This is a genomic window from Legionella rubrilucens (assembly GCF_001468125.1).
Classification (GTDB): Bacteria; Pseudomonadota; Gammaproteobacteria; order Legionellales; family Legionellaceae; genus Legionella_C; species Legionella_C rubrilucens.
The window spans coordinates 175,314-198,829 of sequence record NZ_LNYT01000006.1 but is presented as its reverse complement, the minus strand read 5'-3'; the positions used below and the strand labels follow the sequence as shown (position 1 = coordinate 198,829).

The following is a 23,516-nucleotide window of genomic DNA, read 5'->3' as shown; positions in this document are numbered from 1 at the left end:
CTTTAAAAACTTTGAAAATTATAGAACCAGAGTTAGAGTACTATGCTGTTGATTGAGTGCCCCCGTAATTGGGAAAGACCCAAAAACTTTGAAAATTATAGAACCAGAGTTAGAGTACTATGCTGTTGATTGAGTGCCCCCGTAATTGGGAAAGACCCCAAGTCTAACGGCATTACCGAAGGCTTCCATAGAAAAATGAAATTGATTCAAAGACGAGCCTATGGCTTTAAAAACTTTGAAAATTATAGAACCAGAGTTAGAGTACTATGCTGTTGATTGAGTGCCCCCGTAATTGGGAAAGACCCGATATTTGTAACTTATTGATTTTACAGCGAGAATTGGCGCGCCCGGAAGGATTCGAACCTCCGACCCCCTGGTTCGTAGCCAGATACTCTATCCAACTGAGCTACGGGCGCGTCGTTCTGTCTGGCGGAGAGAGAGGGATTCGAACCCTCGATGGGATTTCTCCCATACTCCCTTAGCAGGGGAGCGCCTTCGACCACTCGGCCATCTCTCCGTCCAATGAAGCGGCAGTATAGCAGGTATTTGTTTATCGTCAACACTGATTTTAAATAAAAATAATTTTTAACAAAATTTCCAAATGGTTAGGATTACTGCTATCTTTTACAATTAAAAAAAATGGCTGACTTAGTCAGCATGACATGTATCAGGAGGCGTGATGGAGCAACGATCAAATTTGCAGGGCAGGGCGGTCTATGTTGTTGATGGCAATCGAACTCCCTTCTTAAAAGCAAAGGACGTGGGGCCTTTTACCGGTTCGGATTTAGCGGTAGCAGCAGGGGTTCCCCTGCTGAATCGCCAGCCGTTTTCACCCACTGAATTGGATGAGGTGATTATTGGTTCGGCGATGCCTGGACCTGATGAAGCCAATATTGCCCGCGTTGTGGCCTTGCGTTTAGGCTGTGGCGATAAAGTTCCTGCGTTTACCGTCATGCGTAACTGTGCGTCCGGCATGCAGGCACTGGACAATGCAGCCATTCAAATCGCTTCCGGCCGCAGTGATCTGGTTCTGGCCGGGGGTACCGATGCCATGAGTCATGCGCCATTATTATTTAATGAGAAAATGGCGTCCTGGTTAGGCCGCTGGTTTTCTGCAAAAAGCACCGGGCAACGCCTTGGTCTGATGACGCAGTTTCGCCCGTCTTTTCTGGCGCCGGTTATTGCCCTGCTGCGCGGCCTCACCGACCCCATCGTGGGTTTGAATATGGGGCAAACGGCAGAAAAAGTGGCTTATCGTTTTGGCATTACCCGTGAGCAAATGGATGAATTTGCCGTGCAAAGTCATCTGCGTCTGGCCAAAGCCTATGAAGACGGTCGTATGACCGAAGTCATGCCCATCATTGATAAAAAGGGGAAGGTGTATTCTCAGGATGATGGCATGCGTACGGATTCAACGGTGGAAAAGCTTGCCAAACTCAAACCGTTCTTTGACAAAAAATTTGGCATGGTTACCGCCGGCAACAGTTCCCAGATTACTGACGGGGCTTGTTTATTGTTACTGGCCAGTGCGGATGCTGTGAAAAAATACAAACTGCCCGTGATTGGCCGCATCGTCGATTCTCAATGGGCGGCTCTTGATCCCTCGCAAATGGGGTTGGGGCCTGTTCATGCGGCCACTCCGATTCTGCAGCGGCAAAAACTTAAACCAACAGAGCTTGACTGCTGGGAAATTAATGAAGCATTTGCTGCGCAGGTCCTCGGCTGTCTGGCAGCCTGGAATGATGAAGACTATTGCAAGGCTCAACTCGGCCTGCAGCATGCTCTGGGTGCTCCTTCGCTGGATCAATTAAACAAGGATGGCGGCGCTATCGCGGCTGGGCATCCTATCGGAGCGAGCGGGGCTCGTATTGTATTGCATGTTTTAAAGTCTCTTGAACAAACAAAAGGAACCCGTGGTATGGCGGCGATTTGCATCGGCGGCGGTCAGGGTGGGGCAATGTATCTCGAACGTGTGACTGAGGTGAGCGAATAATGAATAACTACAAACATTGGGACATGGAGAAAGACGCCGATAACATTATCTGGCTGGCTATCAACCGCAGCGATACCTCGGCTAATACCATAAACGATGACGTATTAAATGAATTAAACAGCCTGTTGCAGGAAATTGCCAAAGACAATAGTGCAGCAGGGGTTGTGATTTATTCCAGTAAACCCAAAGGCTTTATTGCTGGCGCCGATGTCAATGCGTTTTCAAAATTTAATACCGCTGAAGAGGCCGTCGACTTTTTAAGAAAGGGGCAATCCGTTTTTGCGCGCCTTGAAGCCTTGACAATTCCTACCGTAGCCATGATTGATGGATTCTGCATGGGTGGCGGTATGGAGCTGGCCTTAGCCTGCGATTACCGTATCGCGACGGATGACAAAGACACCCGTTTGGGGCTGCCGGAAGTGATGTTGGGTATTCATCCCGGTTGGGGAGGCACCGTTCGGCTGCCACGCCTCATCGGTGGGTTTGATGCCATTTCCAAAGTGATTCTGACCGGCGCACCGCTGGCGGCACAGAAGGCAAAAAAATTGGGCATGGTGGATGACGTGGTTCCTGTGCGGCAATTAAAACGTGCCGCGGTTTACTACATTAAAAACAAACCGGCTAAACACAAGCCCCGATTCTTCCAGACCTTGTCCAACTGGGCGTGGGTGCGCATGCTGTTGTCACCTTTAATGCGTTATCAATTAGCCAAAAAAGTAAAAAAACAGCATTACCCGGCACCCTATGCAATCATTGATTTATGGGAAAAAGAAGGTGGTCATGGTGAGCGTGCCTACTTAAAAGAAGTGGATTCAGTGGAGCAATTGGTCAGCAAAAGCGACACAGCGAAGAACCTTATCCGCGTGTTTTCCTTACGCGAGCGCATGAAATCGTTTGCCAAGGATTCCAGCTTCAAAGCGGAGCACGTCCATGTTATTGGCGCTGGCGTCATGGGCGGTGACATTGCTGCCTGGTGTGCCTTGCGTGGTTTAAAAGTGACTTTGCAGGATAAATCCTATCAGCAGATTGCCCCTGCCATTGGTCGCGCACACACCCTGTACAAGAAAAAACTCAAGCAACCACGCCTGATTCAGGCGGCTCTCGATCGTTTGATTCCTGATCCGGATGGTCATGGCATCGCCAGGGCAGATGTGATTATCGAAGCGGTATTTGAAAACCTGGAAGTGAAGCAGTCCATTTTCAAACAGTTGGAAGAAAAAGCGAAAAAGACGGCCATCATCGCCACCAATACGTCCAGTATTCCTCTGGATGAAATCAGCCAGGTGATGAAGAACCCCGAGCGCCTGATTGGCATTCACTTCTTTAACCCGGTGGCTAAAATGGAACTGGTGGAGGTAGTCAGCAGTGTGAAAAGTTCCAAAACCGTGGTGCAGGACGCCTGTGCTTTTGTGGGACAAATCGGCCGTTTGCCTTTACCGGTCAAATCCAGCCCCGGCTTCCTGATTAACCGCGTATTGATGCCCTACCTGATGGAATGCGTGCAATTGATTGAAGAAGGGTACAGCGGCGCGGTGATTGATAACGCGGCCGAGGAATTTGGCATGTTCATGGGACCGGTTGAATTGGCAGACACCGTGGGAATGGATGTGTGTCTGGCCGTGGCTGAAAACCTCACTGGCCATTTTGGCGGTACGGTGCCGCAGCGTCTGCGCGATATGGTGAAAGAGGGCAAACTCGGGCGTAAGACCGGTGAGGGCTTCTACCGTTACAAAAACGGCAAGCCGATTAAGCCAAAAGTGAAGTCCGACAAGTCCGGCAAAGACATTGCCAATCGTCTGATTCTGCGTATGGTCAATGAATCCGCCTCCTGTCTGCGTGAAGGAGTGGTGGCTGACAGTGACCTGCTGGATGGCGGAATGATTTTCGCCACCGGTTTTGCGCCTTTTCGAGGCGGTCCTATGAATTATGCGAAGCAATTTGGTCATGACAAACTCAATGAATTGTTTGCCAAACTCGAGTCCAAATACGGTTCGCGTTTCAAGGCAAACAGCGATTTGTAAACTCTTTCCGCGTCACGTGTTTTCAATAATGGCAGACACTCTCTGCCATTATTCATTATTGGGATTATTACCATGGTGCGACTAGTCTTAATTATTGGTTTTTCATTATTCCTAAGTCCCGCTTTTGCAACGACCTTTGTGATTCCTGCCTCAGGCGACCTGGTGGGCGACATCCAATACGCCACGCCTGAGCCCGGTGAAACCTTAAGCGATGTCGGCATTCGTTATGATGTTGGCTATTTCGAAATGGTCAGAGCCAATCCTCAGGTTGATCCGCTGCGGCCTTTGCCTTTGCGCACCCGTCTGGTCATTCCTTCGCAGTATTTGCTGCCGCCAGGACCCCGTGAGGGAATTGTGATTAATCTGGCGGAATACCGCCTTTACTATTACCCGTCTGGAGACAACGTGGTCGTGACGATGCCGGTGGGTATCGGTCGCGAGGGCTGGCATACGCCGGTGGGCAAAACCCGCGTCACTGTCAAAGAGCGGGATCCGGTGTGGCATCCGACGGCCAACGTCAGAGCAGAGGCGGCAAAAAATGGAACCCCCATTCCCAATGAATTTCCTGGCGGCGATGGTAACCCGCTGGGCCGCCATGTCCTGAGATTGGGCTGGGCCACCTACCTGATTCACGGTACCAATCGCCGCGATGGCGTCGGTTCACGCGTCAGCGCAGGATGTATCCGCATGATGCCGGAAGACATAGAACAATTATTCGACAGGGTTGCTGTGGGCACACCGGTCACGGTCATGAATGAACCGTTAAAGCTCGGTTTAATGAATGGGCAATTGTATTTGCAGGTTCATCCTGCCTTAACGGATGAAAAGAAAGTCAATCTTCATGCGTTTTTACAGGACAAACTGAGCGGCTATACGCTTAAAAAATCACTGAACCAGCAGGTTGTCGGCACTGAACTGCGCTCGCCAAGCGGCATCCCTGTTAAAATTACCGCTTAAGCAGGCGGCGTTGGCAATAATGGTAAGCGGTGTGACAGAGCACCGCTAAAATAACGCTGCCTAAAATGTCAACGGGATAGTGCCAGCCAAGCAGCACACAGGAGGCGATAAGCAGTAGATTGAGCGGCAGGACCAGAAGGCATACTGCCCGCAGTTGCCGGCACAGGTAGACACTGAACCAGGCCCACACGGCATGAAACGATGGAAAAGCAACCATGCCGCCATACATCGTCGACGGAATTTGGTGGTTTTGAATTTCCATGAATTTAATGCCGGTGGCATGCTGTTCTGCAAAAAAATAAGGGCTTGATACCATGCTGGCCGGAGCCACAGTAGGAAAAAAATAATAAAAGCTGAATCCTAAAATAAAACTGCATAGCAGCAGGAAAAAATGTTCATTGACCACATCAAACTGACGGAAAAAAATAATAATGAGCGGCAGGCAGCTCAGTTGGTAATCGATACTGGTATAAGCATAGATCAGCAGTTGTTTAAATGACGGGTGTTGAGCCGTCCAGGCGACGATGTCAGCCATATTGATGTTAAACAGGGCTTCAAAGGCAATCAGGTAGTGATCGATGGGAGGAAAGGGCGTGTATTGGGCTGCATTGGTCATTGTTGCCAATGTAGCCATGACAATAAAAAATAAAACCGTTTTGCGGGCGATGAGGTAACTGATGTGCTCATTGGAAAACAATAAGCGGCAACCCAGCATCATCAGTAACAAGGTCACTCCCATGCCAAAACTGCCATTGGGGAAATAGTTATTACCATGAAAATGCAGAAAAAAATGATTCACCAACAGGGAGGTAAACGACAGGAACAATGCGAGTGCAAGCAAGGGAAAAAGGCAACTCTCATCATCAATCAGGAGATTATTCGCTTTCAAGCAATTGCTCTTTCTGTTTGATGGCGTGATAAATTTCTTCACGGTGCACGTTGACGGAGCGGGGTGCCTTGATGCCGAATTTAATATTGCCCTCTTCGAGGGTTTTAAAAACAATCACTTCAATTGCTTCGCCACTGACTAGGACGGTGAAGGGCTTTTCAAACGAGACGTTAATAATGTCCATAAGTAATTTTTTGCTTTTTTTGTTTGTTATATCCCATGAATGGGCTAAATGCAATTTTGGGTTATTCAAATTCTATTACAGGTTCACTCAGACAAAGAGCATGCCATCTTAAATGGCATGCAAGATTTCTGCAGGTTTAAGCGGTCAACTCTGATTTAGGATTAAGAGTATCAGGCTCTTTCTCATTTATTCCTGAATTAAAAATAGAAAAATGGGTAATGGAAGTTGACTCGGTCTTATTGATAGGGCTTTGGTTTTTCAATCGTTTCAAATGCTCTTCACAGGCGGGTATAAATTGATTTTGATAAAAGCCAATTATTTTGGGGCTGCAATCAGCACTTTTGCCTGTCCAAATGAGTTGCGCTGCATTGGAAAGAAATTGATCGGGCTCATCAACGCCCTCTGATTGACATTCCTCAAGGCCTTTTAGCGAAGAAAAATCATTATTAAATACAACATCAGCAATGAACAGGATGATACCATGGAGGAAAAAGCCTTGCGTTATAATTCGGTTTTTTTCCATGTCGCCGTCATGTTGTCCTGCAATGTACAAGGTGCCCTTTTGATACAGCAAGGTATCCTGGCTCTGTCCAAGGCTTAAGCGTTCAACAGTATCACTTGTGGGATCGATTGCAATCGTTAACTGATCGATTTTAGTGAAGTGATGCGCAATTTTAATTAAGATTGCTGATTCTTCACGCTCCAGCATTTTCAAGAATGTGTGTTCCATTGATTTTGTATCGAGGGCCGTTTGTACACAACCGGTTGAAATGTTTTCTGCAAGCTCTATTGCAATGTTCTTACTCATGACCTATTCCTTCGTTCGGTATGTTTATCCTGGAAAAACGCTGTTAAATCAATCACATTAACAGCGATAACATAGCCGTATCACTTGGCGAATGCAAGTAAATTTTAAATGCAGAGAGTTAATGTATCTTGCATGAACAATTCTTTTTAAGCATTTTGTTTCAATGCTCTATTGATGCCAGGCAACTCATTGAGCGGCCTGGATCCTGACTGCTTATTACAAGGTCACCGATGTACAGATTTCGATGACTGGTGCTGTGTTTTTAAGTTTTTGGAGGGACTCCAGGGTGATATTGGCACGCTCGAATGTTTCCGCGATAAGTTTCACATTAAACGGGCATAAATTACTGGAAGTATGCTGCTTGCCATGTTGTTTGAAAAATCCACCTGTGGCAATCGGTGCGGAGGGCGTTTGTGTGCCGTCATCGTGTTTGATTAATTCAAAATAATATTTACCGAGGCGAATTCGTTTATGTGAGCTGCCGTTACCAATTTCTTCTATTTCACCATCTAAATGTTCAATTAATTTATATACCTTTTTTGCTTTAATCGGTGATTCTCTGTTTAGAATACGCTCTAATAACGCTAAGCGCTTGGGGTTTAATTTTTTTAATCGCTGCTCCATATGGGTATCCACTTGAAATTCCGGGCTAAAAAACGACAAATTTTCTTTGTGATTTACTATCTTCCTTGGTTGCTTTTCCTCCCGTTTGCGATCAATCTCAGCTCGTCGTTCCTTGTTACGTTCAGATTTTTCCTGTAAATAAGCCTGGGATTTTTTATCGACTTCTTCCGATTCTTCTTTGTTCTTCTTAATCATCGACTCTAATCGTTGATTATAATTTATCCATATCTGTTTTTCGGTTTCAACGATCCTTTGTTTAAGCGCGATCAATTGCTTCTCCATTGTTTTTTGCTTGCGATAGGAGTCTGATTCGAGGTCATCAATGTCATCAATTTTCCTGATTTTTTGTGGACACGCTTCAGGCCATTCTGTCTTTAGTGAGTCAATCTGGCTTCGAATGGTTTCTAATTCATCCGTGAGTTCAGTCAACAGGTGGTGTTCTTCAATGGTCATCTCAAAATCAATTTTGTCGATTTGAGAAACTAACGCGTCGGTCTGCTTGTTCAGTTGAGTGAGTGATGAGGTAATCTGAATCCAGATTTTAGAATAATAAACTTCCGCCTTCTTTCTAGCATCTACCTCCGACTTTGATTTCAAAGCCGCTTTTTCCGAGCTTTCCCATGAATCAATTAACTGTTGTAAAAAATTAAGCGAGGGTTGAACAGCGAAGAATAATTTAACGTTTTCTTCGATGACGGTGCACGGATCCTGATTGGGTTTGGCGTTTTCTTTTACACGCTCGACGATGCTTGATAGATCGCGCAACGCTTTTGGCAATTCCACCTTCGTCGTGGCGTCTACTCCTTCAATTCCTTTCATCTCAGACACTTGTTCGTCAATCATGGTGTCAAGTTTCTGTTTTGATGGGAGCGGGCCTTTCGCTTTACCCGGTATTAAGTCGCCGCTTACGCGCTGGATAAATGCTTTTAAACTTTTAACGGCAGGTTCCCAGTTTATTGTCACCACGCTTTTAAATTCTTTGCGCTCCCATTTTTGCATGGAGTGGGTGCTTTGGCTTGTGGATATTTTGATGAGACGCTGCAGTGTGGCATAAGAGGATGGAAGATGCGGTTTAATGAGGCTTTGAAGCTCTTTGAGAAGATCATGGTCATTAAACGCAGCCTGTACTTTGTCGCGAGCAGGAACGTTTTTTGATGTAAGAATCGCTTTGAACTGGACGCAATACGGTAGATTCTGCTCAATTAAAAGATTGACTAAAGAAAAAGCCTGGTCGTCGTTATCATTTGCCGAGGCTTCCCATAATCTATGGTAAAAAGCCAGCTTTTCGTTAACAACAAGCATTAATTGGTTAATCGTGTGTTTGATCTCTTTATCGACCGGCATTTCAAAGATTTCTTCCAGGTAGGACTTAACGTCCTCTTCACTAACCTTATTATTTTCAATGTCCTTAAGATAAAACAAATGATTGCGAAGGTAGTCATGTCGTGCATAAATTTGCTGACGAAGCTGTTCTAATTGAGGCGATGGAGTTGGCATAATTAAGTTCAATTGTTTATTTAAAGGCCAGAATCTACCATTTGAATATTAACTAAACCTTAAGTAAATTCGTTTAGAGGGAGGCTAGTCTGATTGTCTGCCCTCTGAACAGGAGAGATAGCGGGTTAGGCCTAACGTCCATAGATTATTTTTAAACTGCATGAGCAAACAAGGCTTGATCGGTTACCACACCCTCGATTGCTATAACGTTCTAAATCAGTTACAATCGACCGTTTTTTTAACCTTGCCTTACTTTATTTAAGTTAAAGAAGGCTTTTATCCATAAGGAAAATTCATGAGACATTATGAAATTGTATTCCTTGTTCACCCCGATCAAAGTGAACAGGTTCCTGCGATGGTCGAGCGCTATGAAGGTATCATTACCAAGCATGGCGGGGCTATTCATCGTAAAGAAGACTGGGGCCGCAGACAGTTGGCTTACCCTATCAAAGAAGTTCATAAAGCCCATTATATTCTGATGAACATCGAATGTAATCAAACTGCCCTTGATGAATTAAAAAACGCATTCAAATTCAACGATGCGATTTTGCGTGAATTAATTATCAGTCAGAAACATGCGATTACCACGGAATCCATGTTAATGAAAAAAGAAAAAGACAACCGAGCAGCTTAAGGGGATTTATTTATGACAGCTTATTCACGTCGCAAAAAAATGTGTCGTTTCAGTGGTGAAGATTCGTTTGAAATCGACTACAAAGATCTGAACATGTTAAAGAACTACATTACCGAAACCGGTAAAATTGTTCCAAGCCGTATAACTGGCACTCAAACCCGTTTTCAGCGTCAATTGGCCATTGCCATTAAACGCGCTCGTTTCCTGGGTTTACTGCCATACTGCGATAGCCATCGGTAAAAATGAAACACACGGGCGGACTTTTACAAAAACAGGGCCATTTCTTATTGCAAAATGAGAAATATGCCTGGTTTTTGACGGCCGTATTGGCGGTAATTCCGTTTACCGCCTGGGTGTCCTTGTCTGTTATGGCCCTGGTCACCCTGCGTAAAGGCTGGGCTTCTGGTTGCCAATGCTTGATCATCGGATTGACGGTCTCTCTCTGCATGGCAGAGATGACTACTTCAAGCCCTTATCTGCTGTCAACCATTGCCCTGACCTACCTGACCTGCTACATGGGGGCCTGCTTGCTGCGCGCCACCGCCAGTTGGCAGAAGGTGGCTGTTTTTATCATCAGTCTGGCGACAGTGGTTATTCTTCTTGTTCATAGCCTGGCTTCCGAGTTTATCCTTGCCCAATATAAAATGGTTCAGGAAATGCTCAAAGCCCTTGATCAGGGAAATGTCATTGCCAGCCTGCTTGAGCATCAACCGCCTGAAAACCAGGTCAGCCTCGCAAATTATCTGTTAGGCATTAAGGCGATCAGTGTCTTGTTATCAGCGGTTTTTTCGCTGTTAGTGGCACGCGCCGTACAGTCCATGCTCTTTTATCCTGGCGGTTTCAAAAGGGAAGTCATGGCATTTCGTGCCAACAGTGCCGCGGTCGTTTTGCTATTGGTATGCCTTTATGGGGTCTATCAGCATAATCCCGTGTTATTAAGTTGTTTACCATTATTTTTTGTCTATTTGATGGCGGCCGGGATTAGTTTAAGTCTCAGCCTACTGGCTCAAAAACGTCGTCTCGCGTTCTGGGTGTTGTTGCTGATGCCCATCGTTGTGGTGCCGTACATTATGCTGCCGGTGTATGTGTTGTTTGGATCAATCGATAGTTTATTTAATTTGAGAGCGCGCCGCTTGTTTTTAGCGGGCGAAAATCAGAATAAGGGGTAAGAGATGCAAGTTATTTTGTTAGAAAACGTTAGAAATTTAGGCAAACTTGGCGACAAAGTGAATGTTGCAAATGGTTTTGGCAGAAATTTTCTGATTCCACAAAGCAAAGCGGTATTCGCTACTGAAGAAAACATTAAATTGTTTGAACAACGTCGTGCCGAGCTCGAGAAGAAAGCACAACAGGCTCAGGCTGTTGCCGAACAACGTGCAGCTAAGCTGAACGACATCACCCTGGTTATCTCTGCCATGGCCAGTGACGAAGGCAAGCTGTATGGTTCTGTTGGCGTGAATGAAATCCGGGATGCCCTGGTGGAGCGCTCTATTGAAGTCAGCCGACGCGAAATCGTCATGCCAGAAGGTCCTATCCATTCTGTGGGTGATTTCACAGTTGAAGTGCATGTTCACAGCGATGTGATTGCGACGCTTCAAATTCAGGTGGTTGCTTCCAAATAAGGGATATAATCGTGTAAAAAGCCTGCTTCAGCAGGCTTTTTTATTTCAAGTGCTCAAGCCTGACAATGTCATAGGCTGGTTCTTCATAAGGATGCGCTTGTTTTAATGCCGTGATCGCATCACGCAGACAACGCTCTTCACACAGCATTTCCACTTTGACTTCGCTGACATAGGTCAGTTCCAGGGTTTCACCCAGCGTAGGATTTGCGCCTTCCAGAGGACGAAATTGACCTTGTCCCAGAGTTTGCCAACAGGTCTGATCATAATTTCCGAGCTTGCCGGCTCCTGCGTCAAACAAAGCCTGTTTGACCTCTTGCAGATGACTTTCAGGGACATAGAAGGACAGTTTAAATTCGGGCATTACGCTTTCCATTTAATGTTACACCCCAGGCTTGGTTTTTGTGTGTCACTCACTTTTTGATTCGCCAGCACGCAATCAAGTGCCACGCGGATGGAATTGCCTGTAACCGGGATAGCATTTCCTGGCCTGGAGTCATCAAACTGGCCGCGATAAATCAGCGACAGTTGACTGTCATAGACAAAAAAATCGGGCGTGCAGGCCGCTTGATACGCTCTGGCTACTTCCTGAGTTTCGTCAAAAAGATAGGGAAAGGGATAGTGTTCTGTTATTGCTGTGCGCTTCATGTTGTCTGGCGAATCATCGGGGTAATTGACAACATCATTGGAATTAATGGCATAAAAGCGTATGTCTTTGGGCAGATAATCATTAGCCAGGCGTGTTAATTCTTTGTTGATGTGTTTCACATAAGGGCAATGATTGCAGATAAACATAATCACCGTGGCTTTGGCCTTGTTGTCCTGCGTGAGATGGATCGTTTTACCGGTTACCACGTCAGTCAAAGAAAAAACAGGAGCCTGGGTTCCCAGTGGGGACATGGTAGAAGGTGTTTTAGCCATAAAATCTCCAGAATTAAAAAACAAGTATTTTCAGGATTGCAATCAGAGCAAACAGGGAATTCAGAATAGCCCATATTAAAGCCGCTTTTTTGCTGGATGCATTGTAAAACGCATAACAGGCTACTGCACTACCGCCGCTGAAAAAAACCCATTGATTTTCATATGCAAGCCCTATGGACAGCAGCGCGATGCCAGTTATCCCTATCAGAATAAATAAATTGGTTAACTGACCGCTTAAATAATAAAAAAACAACAGTTGCACGCAAAGCAGGATAGGAATGGCTAATTGCAGAGCAGGTCCAATGCCTAGAAGGACAGCGCCGTGTCCGGCAATTAATATCAATTCCAGGGCGATGAAGTAAACCAGTTTGAAATGGAGGGCGGTGAATAACAAGAGCGTTGAGCCAGCGACAAAATACAATTGCGCCGGCATTTTAATCAATCCAAGAAGCGATACAATGCTGCCTAGAATGCCTAGCAGCACGAATAATTTATTATGGGTACTGATAGTTACCTTACCATCGTAAGTAAATTCCTTTTGCGGCGGCATCATTAATGACCTGTCGTTGTGATTTATTAGTAGATACCCAGTAATTTCCCATATTACTCAAAGCAAATTTGACCCGGGGATATTGGCAAACATCCAGGACATCGCGGCAATTCACTTTGGCCGTATTTTCATTTTCGGTGTAGAAGCATTGAAAATGCATTTCGCGAATGTCGGAGGCAAAGGCCGCCCAATTGGCTGGTTCAAGTTTGGCAGTCAGAGGAGGGCTCATAAACACTTCACGCGTTTCGATGCGCTGGAGTTCGACGGTTCTGTCACTGCGATTCTGGATGAGGTAAAAGGCTTGATCACCGGTTTCATTCACAATCAGGTGGTAATTACTGTAACCAAAGCCGCTGACTTCGCAACCATGGGGAAATGCTTCGGCATGCGTCATGGTGCTCATCAATAAACAGGTTGCCAACACAGTAAACGTACAACGGTAAACAGACATACTCACCTCAATCCTCACATTGAAAACGCATTATATTAATCAGTCTTTGGGCAAATGTGAATGATTCTATGATTCTTTATGCGCAGACATGCGGGAAATGATCATGGGAGAGTAAGTCCTGTACACGCTTAAAGCCAGATACATGATGACGTAACCCAGTGAAACAGCCAGATTGACGGGATTAATCTGAGGATAGTTCCATAAGATCAGGGCCGAACTGATGCCATAAATCAACGAAAAACTGTGCATCATGATTTTAAGTGTCCTGGATTCAGTCAGGTAATCAAGTCGTGACGGATAAACGTATTTAATCGGAACGAAAACCAGAATGCACAGGAGTGTGAGAATCATGGCATTGGTGGACATGGACGTGTTGAAAATAAACATATAAAACACGGCAATATTCCAATAACAGGGAAATCCTTTAAAGAAATGATCAGGCGTTTTCGCATCCGACTGACAAAATTGATAGGAGGAAGCGATCGTAATGGCCACAATAATCAACAATTTGATATCCGAAGACAGCATATCCGGTTTAACAAACAGGAAAAAGCAGGGGGTGATGACGTAATTGAGGTAATCGACAATATTGTCCAGCAGAGCCCCATCAATATTCGGCAATACTGTTTTTACTCTAACCAGCCGTGCCAGAGTGCCATCAAGGGCGTCAATAACAACCGTTACAGCCATGAACCACAGAGCCTGTACATAATCATGCTGGTAAATTTTGGCCAGCGTTAAAAGACCAAAGCAGGCTGCGCTGGCGGTAAACGCATGGACGGCCCAGGCAACCAGGTAATGAGCGGGGTGGTAGCCTAGAGTTCTATTTGTCATTAAATTATCCCAATGTGGAGTAAAGTTCATTCATGCAGACGCACAGTGTACGTGTCCGCCTATCGTTCTGAAAATAGTAACAACAATCAAATCCTCTAGGCAACCACTGAAAGTAATACAGGGATTGATTATTTTGCCAGAATGGGCACATTATGAATAAAAATATAAAAACTGAATTAAATATTATCCATTGCAAGTGTCAACGTCGGCGGCGCTGCTTCTAAACTGTTGCACTCGCGCAGAGATAGTCTAAACTCTTTTAAATTAATAATAATCCCATACCCCCATGAGCATTCAGACCATCAATCCGGCTACCGAAGAAAAACTCGCGGAATACCCTCTACTGTCCAGCAAAGACGTGGATCTTCTCATTGAGAGAGCAGAGAAAGCTTTCCTCGACTGGCGTGAAACCTCCTTTGAGTTCAGGCGCCAGCCCATGCTTGCCTTGAGCGATTTACTTCGTCGCAAAAAAAAGGAACTCGCACTGTTAATCGCCCGTGAGATGGGTAAACCCATTGCTCAGGGTGAGGCAGAAATAGAAAAGTGCGCCTGGCTTGCTGATCATTATGCCGAAAAGGCAGAGGACTATTTAAAGCCGCAAACCATACAGACTGAATTGCAGAAATCCACGGTGTATTACCAACCGCTTGGCATTGTCTTTGCGATCATGCCCTGGAATTTCCCTTTCTGGCAGGTTTATCGTTGCGCAATACCGGCCATCATGGCAGGTAATGCCGTGATTTTAAAACATGCGCCAGTCACCACAGGTTGCGGTTTTGCCATTGAAAAACAGTTCATTGAGGCTGGTTTTCCTCACCACCTGTTTCAACAGGCGGTTGTGGATAATGAGGGCGCCGCAGCACTCATTGCCCATGATAAAATAGCCTCCCTGAGTTTTACCGGAAGCGAGAAGGCCGGGCGTGTCGTCGCGGCCAACGCGGCGTCGCATTTAAAAAAATCCGTACTCGAATTGGGGGGAAGCGATCCCTACCTTGTGCTTGATGATGCCGACCTCGACTTGGCGGCTGATTGCATCATTAAATCCCGTCTGAATAATTGTGGCCAGGTTTGCATTGCAGCCAAACGTATTATCGCTGTGGCTTCAGTTCATGATGAACTGGTGGCCAAAATTCAACAACGCCTGCAACACTACGCCATGGGTGAGCCTGTCAATCCTGAAACAACGCTGGGCCCGATGGCGCGTGAAGATTTGCGTGATACGCTGCATCAACAGGTTCTTGAGAGTGTGAAGCAGGGCGCACGTCTGCTGAATGGCGGCGCATTGCCTGCGGGCCCGGGATTTTATTACCCACCCACTTTGCTGGTGAATGTCAAACCCGGCATGACGGCGTTTGAGGAGGAGTTATTTGGTCCGGTTATCGCAGTCATTCAAGTGGACAATGAAGAAGAAGGCATTCGTCTGGCGAACCAAAGCCCGTATGGGTTGGCAGGCGCTGTGTTTACCCGTGACATTGTGCGCGGTGAAGACATTGCCAAAAACCGCATCGAAGCCGGCAGTTGTTTTGTCAATGCCCTGGTTGCCTCTGATCCGAGATTACCGTTTGGCGGAATAAAACACTCAGGCTATGGACGAGAGCTTTCACGTGAGGGTATTTTGGAATTTGTTAATATTAAAACCGTAGCAATCAAGTGATGTTCCAATGAAGCAATACATTTATATTTCGGCCGCGAGGCAAATCATGGTCTGTTATGAGCAGGATGCGCTTTGGAAAACCTACACAGTGTCTACCGGAAAAAATGGCCTGGGTGAGCGCATGGGCAGTGAGTGCACGCCCCGCGGCTGGCATCGTATTCATTCCCGGATCGGATTGGATGCTGTCGAAAACAGCGTGTTTGTAGGCCGCGAATGGACGGGTGAAATTTACGATGCCTCCCTGGCCACGTGCTACCCGGGGAGAGACTGGATATTAACCCGGATTCTGCAGCTGGATGGTTTGGAGCCGGGACGTAACCAGGGCGGTGAAGTCGACAGCCTTAAACGCTACATTTATATCCACGGTACGCCTGATTCAACGCCTCTTGGCATACCCGGTTCACGGGGATGTATTCGCATGCGCAATAAGGATATGATTGAGGTAGCGGATTGGGTTGCCGTGGATACCCGCGTCTTTATTGAATAATAGTTTAATAAATTTGCACTATTGCCGTGTAAGTTGCGAAACACCAGTATATAATGCGCGGCAGCTAATTTTTTGTGCCTAATTGAGGTGATTGAATGTCTTACAAATTCGAAGAAGGTAAAGATTTAATCATTTATGCCATCATTGATAAACTGAAACGTAAAATGGAACCTGAGCAAGCCCAATTGTGCTCCGAGTTCGTGCGGCAGTTTTACAGTACAGTGGCCATGGAAGACCTGTGCGAATGGGATATTGAAGATCTTTATGGGGCAGCGATTAATTTCTGGTCTCTCATTCAGACCCGCGCGCCCAATGAAACCAAAATACGTATTTATAACCCCGATTTTGAAAGACACGGCTGGCAAACAACCCACACCGTGGTCGAAGTGCTGACCACCGACATGCCTTTCCTGGTTGATTCCTTACGAATGGTCGTCAACCGCATGGGTTTTGAAGCGCATCTTGTCATCCACATGGGCGGCCTTACCGTGAAACGGAACGACAAGAATCAGGTGGTGCAGGTATTGCCCCGCAGCACCAATCCTGCGACGGATCAAAAGAAAGGCATTTTTGTCGAAGCACCGATTTTCATGGAAATTGACAGGCAAACGGATCCGGCGATACTCGAGGAACTGCATCGCAATTTTGACCGCGTTCTTGAAGACAATCGCGCCGTGGTTGAAGATTGGCCGGCGATGCGCGAACGGGTGCGCCGAGCCATTACTGAACTTGATGAGGCCCCGGAGGTGCTTGATCCGGCTGAAGCGGAAGAAACCAAGGCTTTCCTGCAATGGATTGAAGACCATCATTTCACCTTCCTCGGCATTCGCGATTATGAACTGATTGAAAAAGGGCATGAAACGATTCTTCAGCCCCTGCCGGAAACCGGGCTTGGGGTGTTGCGTCCAAGCCTGAGCAAATCCACCGCCCGAAGCATTTCGGCCATGACCCCTGAAGCGCGTGAGCTCACCCTGTCCTCACGGGCCCTGGTCATGTTCAAGACCAATACCGAAGCCACGGTTCATCGCCAGGCCTATACTGACTACATCGGCGTTAAACGCTTTAATAAAAAAGGCCAGGTGATAGGCGAGATGCGAATCATCGGCCTGTACACGTCTGCCGCCTACAACACGAATCCCAAACACATTCCCTTCCTGCGCCATAAAGTGGCTAAAGTGATGAATAATTCCACACTGGTGCCGCGAAGCCATGCCGGTAAGGTGCTGTTGAATATTCTTGAAACCCTGCCCCGCGACGATTTAATTCAGGCCTCTGAAGACGAGTTGCTGGAAATTGCCATGGGCATCTATTACATGCAGGAGCGCCGCCGTATTCGCATGTTTGCGCGGGTTGATGTGTATCGACGCTTTATTTCCTGTCTGGTTTATGTTCCCAAGGAGCGTTTCAATACGGAGTTGCGGCAGGCCATGCAGCATATCCTTGAGAAAAGCTTTAATGCGGAAGAAATCACTTTTTCCACCTGGTTCTCAGAGTCCGTGCTTGCGCGTATTCATTTCATTATTCGCACCAATCCTCAGGATGAAACGCAATGGGATTTCAAGGAAATTGAGCAGAAACTGATTGAGGTCGGCCGCTCATGGAATGACGAATTGCAGCATTTCCTGGTGGAAACCTTCGGTGAAGAACAGGCCAATCACCTGTTTGCCCGATACCGCGGTGCATTCCCCGTGTCTTATTGCGACACCTTCTCGCCCCGTACCGCAGTCTATGACATCAAGCATGTGGAAGCCTTGTCGGAAGAAAACCCGCTGGTAATGAATTTTTATCGTCCCATGGATGAAGTGGCTGACAGTTTCCGCCTGAAGATTTATCAGCACAGCACCACCATTCCACTGTCGGATGTTCTGCCTATCGTTGAACGGCTCGGCATGAGGGCTATCAGTGAACGGCCGTACGTGTTGAAATTTGAAGACGGCAGCATCACCTGGATTAATGATTTTGCTCTGCAGTACACCCGTGGCGCCTGCTTTGATATCGATGAGATCAAGGACCTGTTCCAGAATGCCTTTGCCAGCGTCTGGTTTGGTCATGCCGAGAACGATGGCTTTAACCAGTTGGTACTGGCAGCCGGTCTTAATTGGCGTCAGGTGGCGGTCTTGCGGACTTATGCAAAGTACTTTAAACAAATCGGCTTGACGTTCAGTCAGGAATACATTGAGTTGGCCTTGCATAATAATGCGGCAATTGCTAAAAAACTGGTTGACTTGTTTGAAACCCGCTTTAATCCTGAGTCCAACAATCAACGTGAAGACCAGTTTACCAGTCAGATCGATCAGATATTCACTGCTCTGGATAATGTCAGCAACCTGGATGAGGATAAAATTATCCGTCAGTTCGTGCATGCGATTTCTGCCACGTTGAGGACCAATTATTATCAGGTGGATGCCAAAGGAAATCCCAAGAAAAACATTTCCATCAAACTCAACAGCAAGGCGATTCCGGGTGTGCCAAAACCCTATCCCATGTTTGAAATTTTCATTTACTCGCCCCGCTTTGAAGGCGTGCATCTGCGCGGCGGTAAAGTCGCCCGCGGGGGCTTGCGCTGGTCTGATCGAAAAGAAGATTTCAGAACCGAAATCTTAGGCCTCATGAAAGCACAGCAGGTTAAAAACGCGGTCATCGTCCCAAGCGGTGCGAAAGGCGGTTTTGTGCCGAAGCACCTGCCCTTAAATGGCAGCCGTGAAGACATTCAGGCGGAAGGGATTGCCTGCTATCAGGAATTTATCCGCGGCCTGCTCGATATCACCGATAACTACAAGGGCTCCGTGGTTGAAAAACCTGCCAATGTCCTGTGTTATGACGAGGACGATCCTTACCTCGTCGTTGCTGCTGATAAGGGAACCGCTTCCTTCTCTGATATCGCCAACGCCATTTCTTTAGAGTACGGCTTCTGGCTCGGAGACGCCTTTGCATCAGGCGGCTCGGTGGGCTATGACCATAAAAAAATGGGCATTACTGCCCGGGGTGCATGGGAATCAGTCAAGCGTCATTTCTACGAATCCGGCATGGACATCAATAATGACTTTACCGTGGTGGGTATCGGTGACATGGCGGGGGATGTGTTCGGTAACGGTATGTTGCTGTCTCGGCATATCAAGTTGCTGGGTGCATTTAACCACCTTCATATTTTCATTGATCCGGATCCTAATCCCGAACAGAGCTTCAAAGAACGTGAGCGCCTGTTTAATCTGCCGCGTTCAAACTGGAGCGATTATGACAAGAAGTTAATTTCCAAAGGCGGCGGCGTGTTTAACCGCAGCGCCAAATCCATCCCGGTCAGCAAGGAGATGAAGCAGGTTTTCGGCATCAAGCAGGCCCAGATTGAACCGAATGAGCTGATTCGCATTATCCTTCGCGCCAAGGTGGATCTATTGTGGAGTGCCGGAATTGGAACCTTCGTCAAAGCGCAAAATGAAACCCACGCAGACGTCGGCGATCGTACCAATGACGCGACCCGCATCAATGCCAAACAGTTGCGATGTAAAATGGTGGGTGAGGGCGGCAACCTCGGTTTGACCCAGTTGGCCCGCGTCGAATACGCCATGGAAGGGGGATTAATTTACACCGACTTCATTGACAATTCAGGCGGTGTAAACTGTTCGGACAAAGAAGTTAACATCAAAATTCTGCTGAACAGTATTGTCGCTGCAGGCGATTTAACCCCGAAACAGCGTAATGAACTGCTCGCTGAGATGACGGATGAAGTTGCCGCGCTGGTATTGAGGGATAATTTTGCTCAACCACGGGCTATCAGCTATACCGCAGCTCAGGCGTTGAAATCCGTTGAATTGCACATGCGCTACATCAATGAATTGGAGCGCACCGGAAAAATCGACAGGTCCCTCGAATTCCTGCCGGACGACAAGATGTTTGCCGAGCGTAAACTGCTCGGTAAAGGGCTTGTGCCGCCATCCATCGCCGTTTTATTGTGCTACAGTAAAACCATTCTTAAAGAGCAGATACTGGCGACCAATGTGCCTGAAGACGCTTACCTGAAAACTTTCCTGGTCAGCTATTTTCCAAAGCCGCTTCAGGAGCGCTTCAGCACCCAGATGCAGGAACATCCTTTGCGCCGGGAAATTATCGCGACCCGCTTAAGCAACATCATCGTCAATGAGATGGGCTTTACGTTCATTTACCGCATGCAGGATGAAACCGGTGCGCCGGTTTCAGCGATTGTCCGTGCCTACATGATTGCGAGAACGGTGCTCAATATTGACGGCGTGTTGAAAAAAATCAGTGCCCTGGAATCGTTTGTCAATGCGTCCAGGCAGATTGATATTGTCATGCTGTATGTTCGATTAATGCGCCGGGTAACCCGTTGGTTCTTACGAAGTCAACGCATGCGCTTGAACATTGGCAAAGCCGTTAAACTCTACGGCCCCGGAGTAGAGGAATTGAAAAAGGCCATCCCCACGATTTACAGTGAAGGAAACCTTGCCCAATACAAAGAGCAATATCAACATTACATTGATTTGGGTATTGATGAGGAGTTTGCTCATGAGCTGACCATCACTCGCGCCTTATTCTCAGCCATGGACATTATTGAAGTGGCGCAGAAGCTGGAGTTAAGCGTAACTCAGGTGGCACAGGCTTACTTTGCTATCGGCGAATTCCTTGATTTAGGCTGGATCCGCTCACAGGTTATTGTTCATCCCACTGAAAATAACTGGGAGTCCTTATCCCGTGAAGCCTTGCGGGATGATTTGGATTGGCAGCAGCGGCAATTGACAGTGGGTATTATCAGCCTGGATGAAAAGAAAAAAGACTCAATGAAATCATTTGCTCATTGGGCTGAAAACCATACTACCTTGATTGAGCGCTGGCGGCATATTCTGGCTGATCTGCGCTCAAGTCAGTCTCTGAATTACACCATGTTTTTTGTGGCCATCAGAGAGTTGCTTGATTTAACCCAGACGACCTTGCAGATGTCCGAGAAGGAAGTCACAGCCTAAAAATAAAGCGGCTACTTCGGTAGCCGTTAATCATTACAAGGAGTTGAAAATTGAATAATAATGACAAATCAGTAATGGCCTATTCGTCCGGTTCCAAATTTTTTCATTGGACTGTGGCGTTGATTTTAATTCTCATGCTGGCCGGGAGCTTTTTCCTCGATGATATACCGGAGCAATGGCAAGGCATGGCCTATATGATGCACAAGTCCTTTGGGATTACCATTCTGGCCTTGATGATTTTACGAATCATCTGGATAATTCGCACTGGCAAACCGGCTTTGCCCCCATCAGTGCCCGCCTGGCAGGTCTTTGCGGCTCGCTTTGTGCAATACGCCCTGTATGTGTTTGTCATTCTCATGCCCATTGTTGGCTGGGTGATGTCCGTAGCCGCCGGCAAGCCGCCGCGTTTTTTTGGGTTGTTTACGTTAACGCTACCCGGAATCCCTAAGGATAAGTCACTGGCACATTTCCTGGCAGAGAGTCATGAAGTCATTGCCTGGATCATTATCGCACTGCTGGTTCTTCATGTGGCGGGTGCATTCAAACATTACTTTATTGATAAAGATGACGTTGTGCAACGCATGTTGCCTGGACGTCGCAATGTGGATACGCCTCACTTGTGATCGAAAGGCATAAGCCGGGGCTTGACCTTCAAAAGGGAAAGCCCGGGTTAATGCTTTTTGGGGTTTTCCCAGGCATCAAGCAACGTCAGTGTTTCACTCTGGTTTTCGAGTGTAACCACCTGAGCATGTTCAAAATGAATGCTTACCGCGATTAAGTAGCAATCGCTGCCTTTGGGACAACAATCGACCAGCTCGCCTATTTCCTGTTGAGTTCCTTCATTAAAAAGACGGCTGCCAGGTACCGGAAGCCTGCCGCTGTAGACAGTGAAAACCTTAAGCTCATGTTTCAATTTGGCTTTATAGTGTGTGCGGGCGATGATTTCCTGTCCCTTATAGCACCCTTTTTCAAAGCTGATATAGCCCTGTTTGTGCAAGTCAATGCGATGCGCGAGAAACAGGCCTCGGGTTTCAGGATAGATGGTCACATGACGGTTTAAAAGTTGCAAATAATGCCACCCGAGCGTACCACGGTGCTGTGGAGCGGAGAATCCGTCAAGGTAATGACTGATTCTGTCCTGACGGATAAGCGCTATGAATAGATTATTGCCAAGGGAATAACAACAGTAATCCTCAGCGGCGGCGGCATGACCTGATTCCTCAGGCAAGGTGAGTCGGGGCAGCGTCTCGCTGCTGTTGTTGATTAAAAAACCAAATGCATGCCAATCCGTATTGACCTGAAGGGTAACCCGCGACAGCATCGCCGCCTTGGTCAGACTGTTTTTAGTCTCATCAAGCAAATCCTTGGGTAACACGAGGTGATAACCCTGCCAATCAATCACGTCAAGCAAAGCCATGATGCGTCCTTTCAGGTTGCATAAGGCACCCCGCTGCATGGTGGAAGGAGTGATAAGGCGCACATCACAGGTCAGTTGGCCCTGCAGAAAATCAGCGGCTTTGGCTCCTTTCACGGCAAGGACGGCTAAATCCGGCAGATGAAAAACATAATTTTCAGCGGTATCAAAATGCACTTCGTCCTCAAGAGGATGCCGGGCTTGGTAACTGCGGTTTGCGATGATGTAAGTGCCATGATTCATAGGATGACCTGAAATTGCCTTATGATTGCGATAGTTTGCAAGTTTAGTGTAACATTCACCGCTTTTACAACTGAATAACCATGATGGACGCCGCCAGAAAAGCAAAATTGACATGGCAATGCCGACGCGGGATGCTGGAACTGGATCTTCTCTTGAACCAATTCCTTGACCGCCAGCTTGAAAAGCTTAATGAAGAACAAATTGCACAATTTGAAATCTTGCTGCAGCAGCCCGATCCAGTCCTTTACAGCTGGTTAATGGGCAGCGCGCCAGCCAACAGGGACGTGGAAGACATTGTCAGACGAATTCAATTACAGGATTACCTTAAATAAATCCCCGCATTATCTTTATTTGCTGGTGCTGCTTAATACAACCGCCTCCGGGTTGCTGATTCATTCGGGATTGTCATGGGGCGTGTGCCTGCCATTGATAATCATTCTTCTGATCGTACTCTTCCTGGGAATCAGGACGCCTTATCCGGCCGGCAATTACCGGGAATTCACTCATCAGGGCGGAACCTGGCACTTGCTCAGTCCTCAATCCACGCAAACCTTTGCCCGACATCGCCTGCTGTTGCATACAGGTTTGTTTATGCTGGTTAAATTCTTGTCTGAGGACAGACAAAAGGTGCTTGTCATTTTTTGTGATCAGCTGGGCCAGGACGATTACAGGCATTTGAAACTCATTGAAAAAGTGAAACAGCATTAAAGAAAATGCAAAATATGACGATATATTATCCAATATGGTTGGATGTTGATAT

At 46.8% G+C, this 23,516-nt stretch carries 23 protein-coding genes, 2 tRNA genes and 1 pseudogene; 14 read left to right on the top strand and 12 right to left on the bottom strand.

Annotation, left to right across the window (positions count from 1 at the left end; translation table 11 throughout):
• Window positions 1-159: 159 nt before the first annotated feature.
• Window positions 160-276, top strand: a pseudogene (locus Lrub_RS14490) (transposase); the annotation flags it as partial.
• 63 nt (window positions 277-339) lie between these two features.
• Here Lrub_RS14490 and Lrub_RS03145 read toward each other — a convergent pair.
• Together Lrub_RS03145 and Lrub_RS03140 are read right to left on the bottom strand one after the other, a co-directional pair.
• A tRNA-Arg gene (locus tag Lrub_RS03145) sits at window positions 340-416 on the bottom strand.
• Window positions 417-427: 11 nt separating this feature from the next.
• Window positions 428-517: transfer RNA gene (locus Lrub_RS03140), tRNA-Ser, on the bottom strand.
• Window positions 518-679: 162 nt separating this feature from the next.
• Here Lrub_RS03140 and Lrub_RS03135 point away from each other — a divergent pair.
• The 3 genes from Lrub_RS03135 to Lrub_RS03125 all read left to right on the top strand — a co-directional run bounded on the left by Lrub_RS03135 (window position 680) and on the right by Lrub_RS03125 (window position 4,971).
• The gene (locus tag Lrub_RS03135) at window positions 680-1,993 is read left to right on the top strand and encodes an acetyl-CoA C-acetyltransferase (RefSeq protein WP_058530745.1); all 1,314 of its coding nucleotides are present in this window, start codon (window positions 680-682) and stop codon (window positions 1,991-1,993) included.
• Window positions 1,993-4,014 (top strand): 3-hydroxyacyl-CoA dehydrogenase NAD-binding domain-containing protein, encoded by a 2,022-nt coding sequence (locus Lrub_RS03130; protein ID WP_058530744.1) that lies wholly within the window; start codon window positions 1,993-1,995, stop codon window positions 4,012-4,014. The genes Lrub_RS03135 and Lrub_RS03130 overlap by 1 nt, the downstream gene beginning before the upstream one ends.
• 72 nt (window positions 4,015-4,086) lie before the next feature.
• The gene (locus Lrub_RS03125; protein ID WP_058530743.1) at window positions 4,087-4,971 is read left to right on the top strand and encodes a L,D-transpeptidase family protein; all 885 of its coding nucleotides are present in this window, start codon (window positions 4,087-4,089) and stop codon (window positions 4,969-4,971) included.
• Here Lrub_RS03125 and Lrub_RS03120 read toward each other — a convergent pair.
• The 4 genes from Lrub_RS03120 to Lrub_RS03105 form a co-directional block, all read right to left on the bottom strand.
• Window positions 4,961-5,860, bottom strand: coding sequence for a phosphatase PAP2 family protein (locus Lrub_RS03120; RefSeq protein ID WP_058530742.1), 900 nt, complete (start codon window positions 5,858-5,860; stop codon window positions 4,961-4,963). The two genes, Lrub_RS03125 and Lrub_RS03120, sit on opposite strands and share 11 nt — an antisense overlap.
• A complete protein-coding gene (locus Lrub_RS03115) occupies window positions 5,847-6,044 on the bottom strand; it encodes a carbon storage regulator (RefSeq protein WP_058530839.1) in 198 nt (65 codons plus the stop codon). The genes Lrub_RS03120 and Lrub_RS03115 overlap by 14 nt, the downstream gene beginning before the upstream one ends.
• Window positions 6,045-6,180: 136 nt before the next feature.
• Entirely contained in the window at window positions 6,181-6,852 is a 672-nt protein-coding gene (locus tag Lrub_RS03110) for a hypothetical protein (protein ID WP_058530741.1), read from the bottom strand.
• 216 nt (window positions 6,853-7,068) lie between these two features.
• Entirely contained in the window at window positions 7,069-8,985 is a 1,917-nt protein-coding gene (locus Lrub_RS03105; RefSeq protein WP_133134081.1) for a hypothetical protein, read from the bottom strand.
• Between the two features lie 283 nt (window positions 8,986-9,268).
• On the opposite strand from Lrub_RS03105, the gene rpsF reads away from it, so the two are divergent.
• Genes rpsF through rplI form a run of 4 tightly spaced genes read left to right on the top strand, consistent with a single transcriptional unit; the run spans window position 9,269 to window position 11,229 of the window.
• Window positions 9,269-9,607: a 30S ribosomal protein S6 gene (rpsF, locus tag Lrub_RS03100; protein WP_058530739.1), complete on the top strand. Its 339-nt coding sequence runs from the start codon at window positions 9,269-9,271 to the stop codon at window positions 9,605-9,607.
• Window positions 9,608-9,619: 12 nt separating this feature from the next.
• Window positions 9,620-9,847, top strand: coding sequence for a 30S ribosomal protein S18 (gene rpsR, locus Lrub_RS03095; protein WP_058526896.1), 228 nt, complete (start codon window positions 9,620-9,622; stop codon window positions 9,845-9,847).
• A 2-nt stretch (window positions 9,848-9,849) separates the two neighbouring features.
• On the top strand, window positions 9,850-10,776 hold the full coding sequence (locus Lrub_RS03090; RefSeq protein ID WP_058530738.1) for a hypothetical protein: 927 nt from the start codon (window positions 9,850-9,852) through the stop codon (window positions 10,774-10,776).
• A 3-nt stretch (window positions 10,777-10,779) separates the two neighbouring features.
• Window positions 10,780-11,229 (top strand): 50S ribosomal protein L9, encoded by a 450-nt coding sequence (rplI, locus tag Lrub_RS03085; RefSeq protein WP_058530737.1) that lies wholly within the window; start codon window positions 10,780-10,782, stop codon window positions 11,227-11,229.
• A 40-nt stretch (window positions 11,230-11,269) separates the two neighbouring features.
• Here rplI and Lrub_RS03080 read toward each other — a convergent pair whose 3' ends face one another.
• The 5 genes from Lrub_RS03080 to pcsA form a co-directional block, all read right to left on the bottom strand.
• Window positions 11,270-11,590, bottom strand: coding sequence for a YqfO family protein (locus Lrub_RS03080; RefSeq protein ID WP_058530736.1), 321 nt, complete (start codon window positions 11,588-11,590; stop codon window positions 11,270-11,272).
• The gene (locus Lrub_RS03075) at window positions 11,590-12,147 is read right to left on the bottom strand and encodes a thioredoxin family protein (RefSeq protein ID WP_058530735.1); all 558 of its coding nucleotides are present in this window, start codon (window positions 12,145-12,147) and stop codon (window positions 11,590-11,592) included. Before Lrub_RS03075 ends, Lrub_RS03080 begins: the two co-directional genes overlap by 1 nt.
• Before the next feature lie 13 nt (window positions 12,148-12,160).
• Window positions 12,161-12,700 (bottom strand): hypothetical protein, encoded by a 540-nt coding sequence (locus tag Lrub_RS03070; protein WP_237760739.1) that lies wholly within the window; start codon window positions 12,698-12,700, stop codon window positions 12,161-12,163.
• A complete protein-coding gene (locus Lrub_RS03065) occupies window positions 12,663-13,148 on the bottom strand; it encodes a hypothetical protein (protein ID WP_058530734.1) in 486 nt (161 codons plus the stop codon). The genes Lrub_RS03070 and Lrub_RS03065 overlap by 38 nt, the downstream gene beginning before the upstream one ends.
• Before the next feature lie 66 nt (window positions 13,149-13,214).
• A complete protein-coding gene (gene pcsA, locus Lrub_RS03060) occupies window positions 13,215-13,982 on the bottom strand; it encodes a phosphatidylcholine synthase (RefSeq protein ID WP_058530733.1) in 768 nt (255 codons plus the stop codon).
• A gap of 286 nt (window positions 13,983-14,268) precedes the next feature.
• On the opposite strand from pcsA, the gene Lrub_RS03055 reads away from it, so the two are divergent.
• The 4 genes from Lrub_RS03055 (at window position 14,269) to Lrub_RS03040 (ending at window position 21,722) form a co-directional block, all read left to right on the top strand.
• Entirely contained in the window at window positions 14,269-15,636 is a 1,368-nt protein-coding gene (locus tag Lrub_RS03055; protein WP_058530732.1) for an NAD-dependent succinate-semialdehyde dehydrogenase, read from the top strand.
• 7 nt (window positions 15,637-15,643) lie between these two features.
• Window positions 15,644-16,123, top strand: coding sequence for a L,D-transpeptidase (locus tag Lrub_RS03050; RefSeq protein ID WP_065235703.1), 480 nt, complete (start codon window positions 15,644-15,646; stop codon window positions 16,121-16,123).
• Between the two features lie 95 nt (window positions 16,124-16,218).
• Complete coding sequence (locus Lrub_RS03045; protein ID WP_058530731.1) at window positions 16,219-21,099, top strand: NAD-glutamate dehydrogenase; 4,881 nt, start codon at window positions 16,219-16,221, stop codon at window positions 21,097-21,099.
• Between the two features lie 50 nt (window positions 21,100-21,149).
• Window positions 21,150-21,722, top strand: coding sequence for a cytochrome b (locus Lrub_RS03040; protein WP_237760738.1), 573 nt, complete (start codon window positions 21,150-21,152; stop codon window positions 21,720-21,722).
• A gap of 47 nt (window positions 21,723-21,769) precedes the next feature.
• Here Lrub_RS03040 and ygfZ read toward each other — a convergent pair whose 3' ends face one another.
• Window positions 21,770-22,756, bottom strand: coding sequence for a CAF17-like 4Fe-4S cluster assembly/insertion protein YgfZ (ygfZ, locus tag Lrub_RS03035; RefSeq protein ID WP_058530730.1), 987 nt, complete (start codon window positions 22,754-22,756; stop codon window positions 21,770-21,772).
• 80 nt (window positions 22,757-22,836) lie between these two features.
• Here ygfZ and Lrub_RS03030 point away from each other — a divergent pair, with 80 nt between their 5' ends.
• Both Lrub_RS03030 and Lrub_RS03025 read left to right on the top strand, forming a co-directional pair.
• Complete coding sequence (locus Lrub_RS03030; RefSeq protein ID WP_058530729.1) at window positions 22,837-23,088, top strand: FAD assembly factor SdhE; 252 nt, start codon at window positions 22,837-22,839, stop codon at window positions 23,086-23,088.
• A complete protein-coding gene (locus Lrub_RS03025; protein ID WP_162263121.1) occupies window positions 23,051-23,464 on the top strand; it encodes a protein YgfX in 414 nt (137 codons plus the stop codon). Before Lrub_RS03030 ends, Lrub_RS03025 begins: the two co-directional genes overlap by 38 nt.
• The last annotated feature ends 52 nt before the right edge of the window (window positions 23,465-23,516 follow it).

Excerpts from the sequence above, each read along its gene's own strand:
- Lrub_RS03135 (WP_058530745.1), top strand. The coding sequence starts at position 680 with ATGGAGCAACGATCAAATTTGCAGGGCAGGGCGGTCTATGTTGTTGAT.
- Lrub_RS03130 (WP_058530744.1), top strand. The coding sequence starts at position 1,993 with ATGAATAACTACAAACATTGGGACATGGAGAAAGACGCCGATAACATT.
- Lrub_RS03125 (WP_058530743.1), top strand. The coding sequence starts at position 4,087 with ATGGTGCGACTAGTCTTAATTATTGGTTTTTCATTATTCCTAAGTCCC.
- Lrub_RS03115 (WP_058530839.1), bottom strand. The coding sequence starts at position 6,044 with ATGGACATTATTAACGTCTCGTTTGAAAAGCCCTTCACCGTCCTAGTC.
- Lrub_RS03110 (WP_058530741.1), bottom strand. The coding sequence starts at position 6,852 with ATGAGTAAGAACATTGCAATAGAGCTTGCAGAAAACATTTCAACCGGT.
- rpsF (WP_058530739.1), top strand. The coding sequence starts at position 9,269 with ATGAGACATTATGAAATTGTATTCCTTGTTCACCCCGATCAAAGTGAA.
- rpsR (WP_058526896.1), top strand. The coding sequence starts at position 9,620 with ATGACAGCTTATTCACGTCGCAAAAAAATGTGTCGTTTCAGTGGTGAA.
- Lrub_RS03090 (WP_058530738.1), top strand. The coding sequence starts at position 9,850 with ATGAAACACACGGGCGGACTTTTACAAAAACAGGGCCATTTCTTATTG.
- rplI (WP_058530737.1), top strand. The coding sequence starts at position 10,780 with ATGCAAGTTATTTTGTTAGAAAACGTTAGAAATTTAGGCAAACTTGGC.
- Lrub_RS03080 (WP_058530736.1), bottom strand. The coding sequence starts at position 11,590 with ATGCCCGAATTTAAACTGTCCTTCTATGTCCCTGAAAGTCATCTGCAA.
- Lrub_RS03075 (WP_058530735.1), bottom strand. The coding sequence starts at position 12,147 with ATGGCTAAAACACCTTCTACCATGTCCCCACTGGGAACCCAGGCTCCT.
- Lrub_RS03070 (WP_237760739.1), bottom strand. The coding sequence starts at position 12,700 with ATGATGCCGCCGCAAAAGGAATTTACTTACGATGGTAAGGTAACTATC.
- Lrub_RS03065 (WP_058530734.1), bottom strand. The coding sequence starts at position 13,148 with ATGTCTGTTTACCGTTGTACGTTTACTGTGTTGGCAACCTGTTTATTG.
- pcsA (WP_058530733.1), bottom strand. The coding sequence starts at position 13,982 with ATGACAAATAGAACTCTAGGCTACCACCCCGCTCATTACCTGGTTGCC.
- Lrub_RS03055 (WP_058530732.1), top strand. The coding sequence starts at position 14,269 with ATGAGCATTCAGACCATCAATCCGGCTACCGAAGAAAAACTCGCGGAA.
- Lrub_RS03050 (WP_065235703.1), top strand. The coding sequence starts at position 15,644 with ATGAAGCAATACATTTATATTTCGGCCGCGAGGCAAATCATGGTCTGT.
- Lrub_RS03045 (WP_058530731.1), top strand. The coding sequence starts at position 16,219 with ATGTCTTACAAATTCGAAGAAGGTAAAGATTTAATCATTTATGCCATC.
- ygfZ (WP_058530730.1), bottom strand. The coding sequence starts at position 22,756 with ATGAATCATGGCACTTACATCATCGCAAACCGCAGTTACCAAGCCCGG.
- Lrub_RS03030 (WP_058530729.1), top strand. The coding sequence starts at position 22,837 with ATGATGGACGCCGCCAGAAAAGCAAAATTGACATGGCAATGCCGACGC.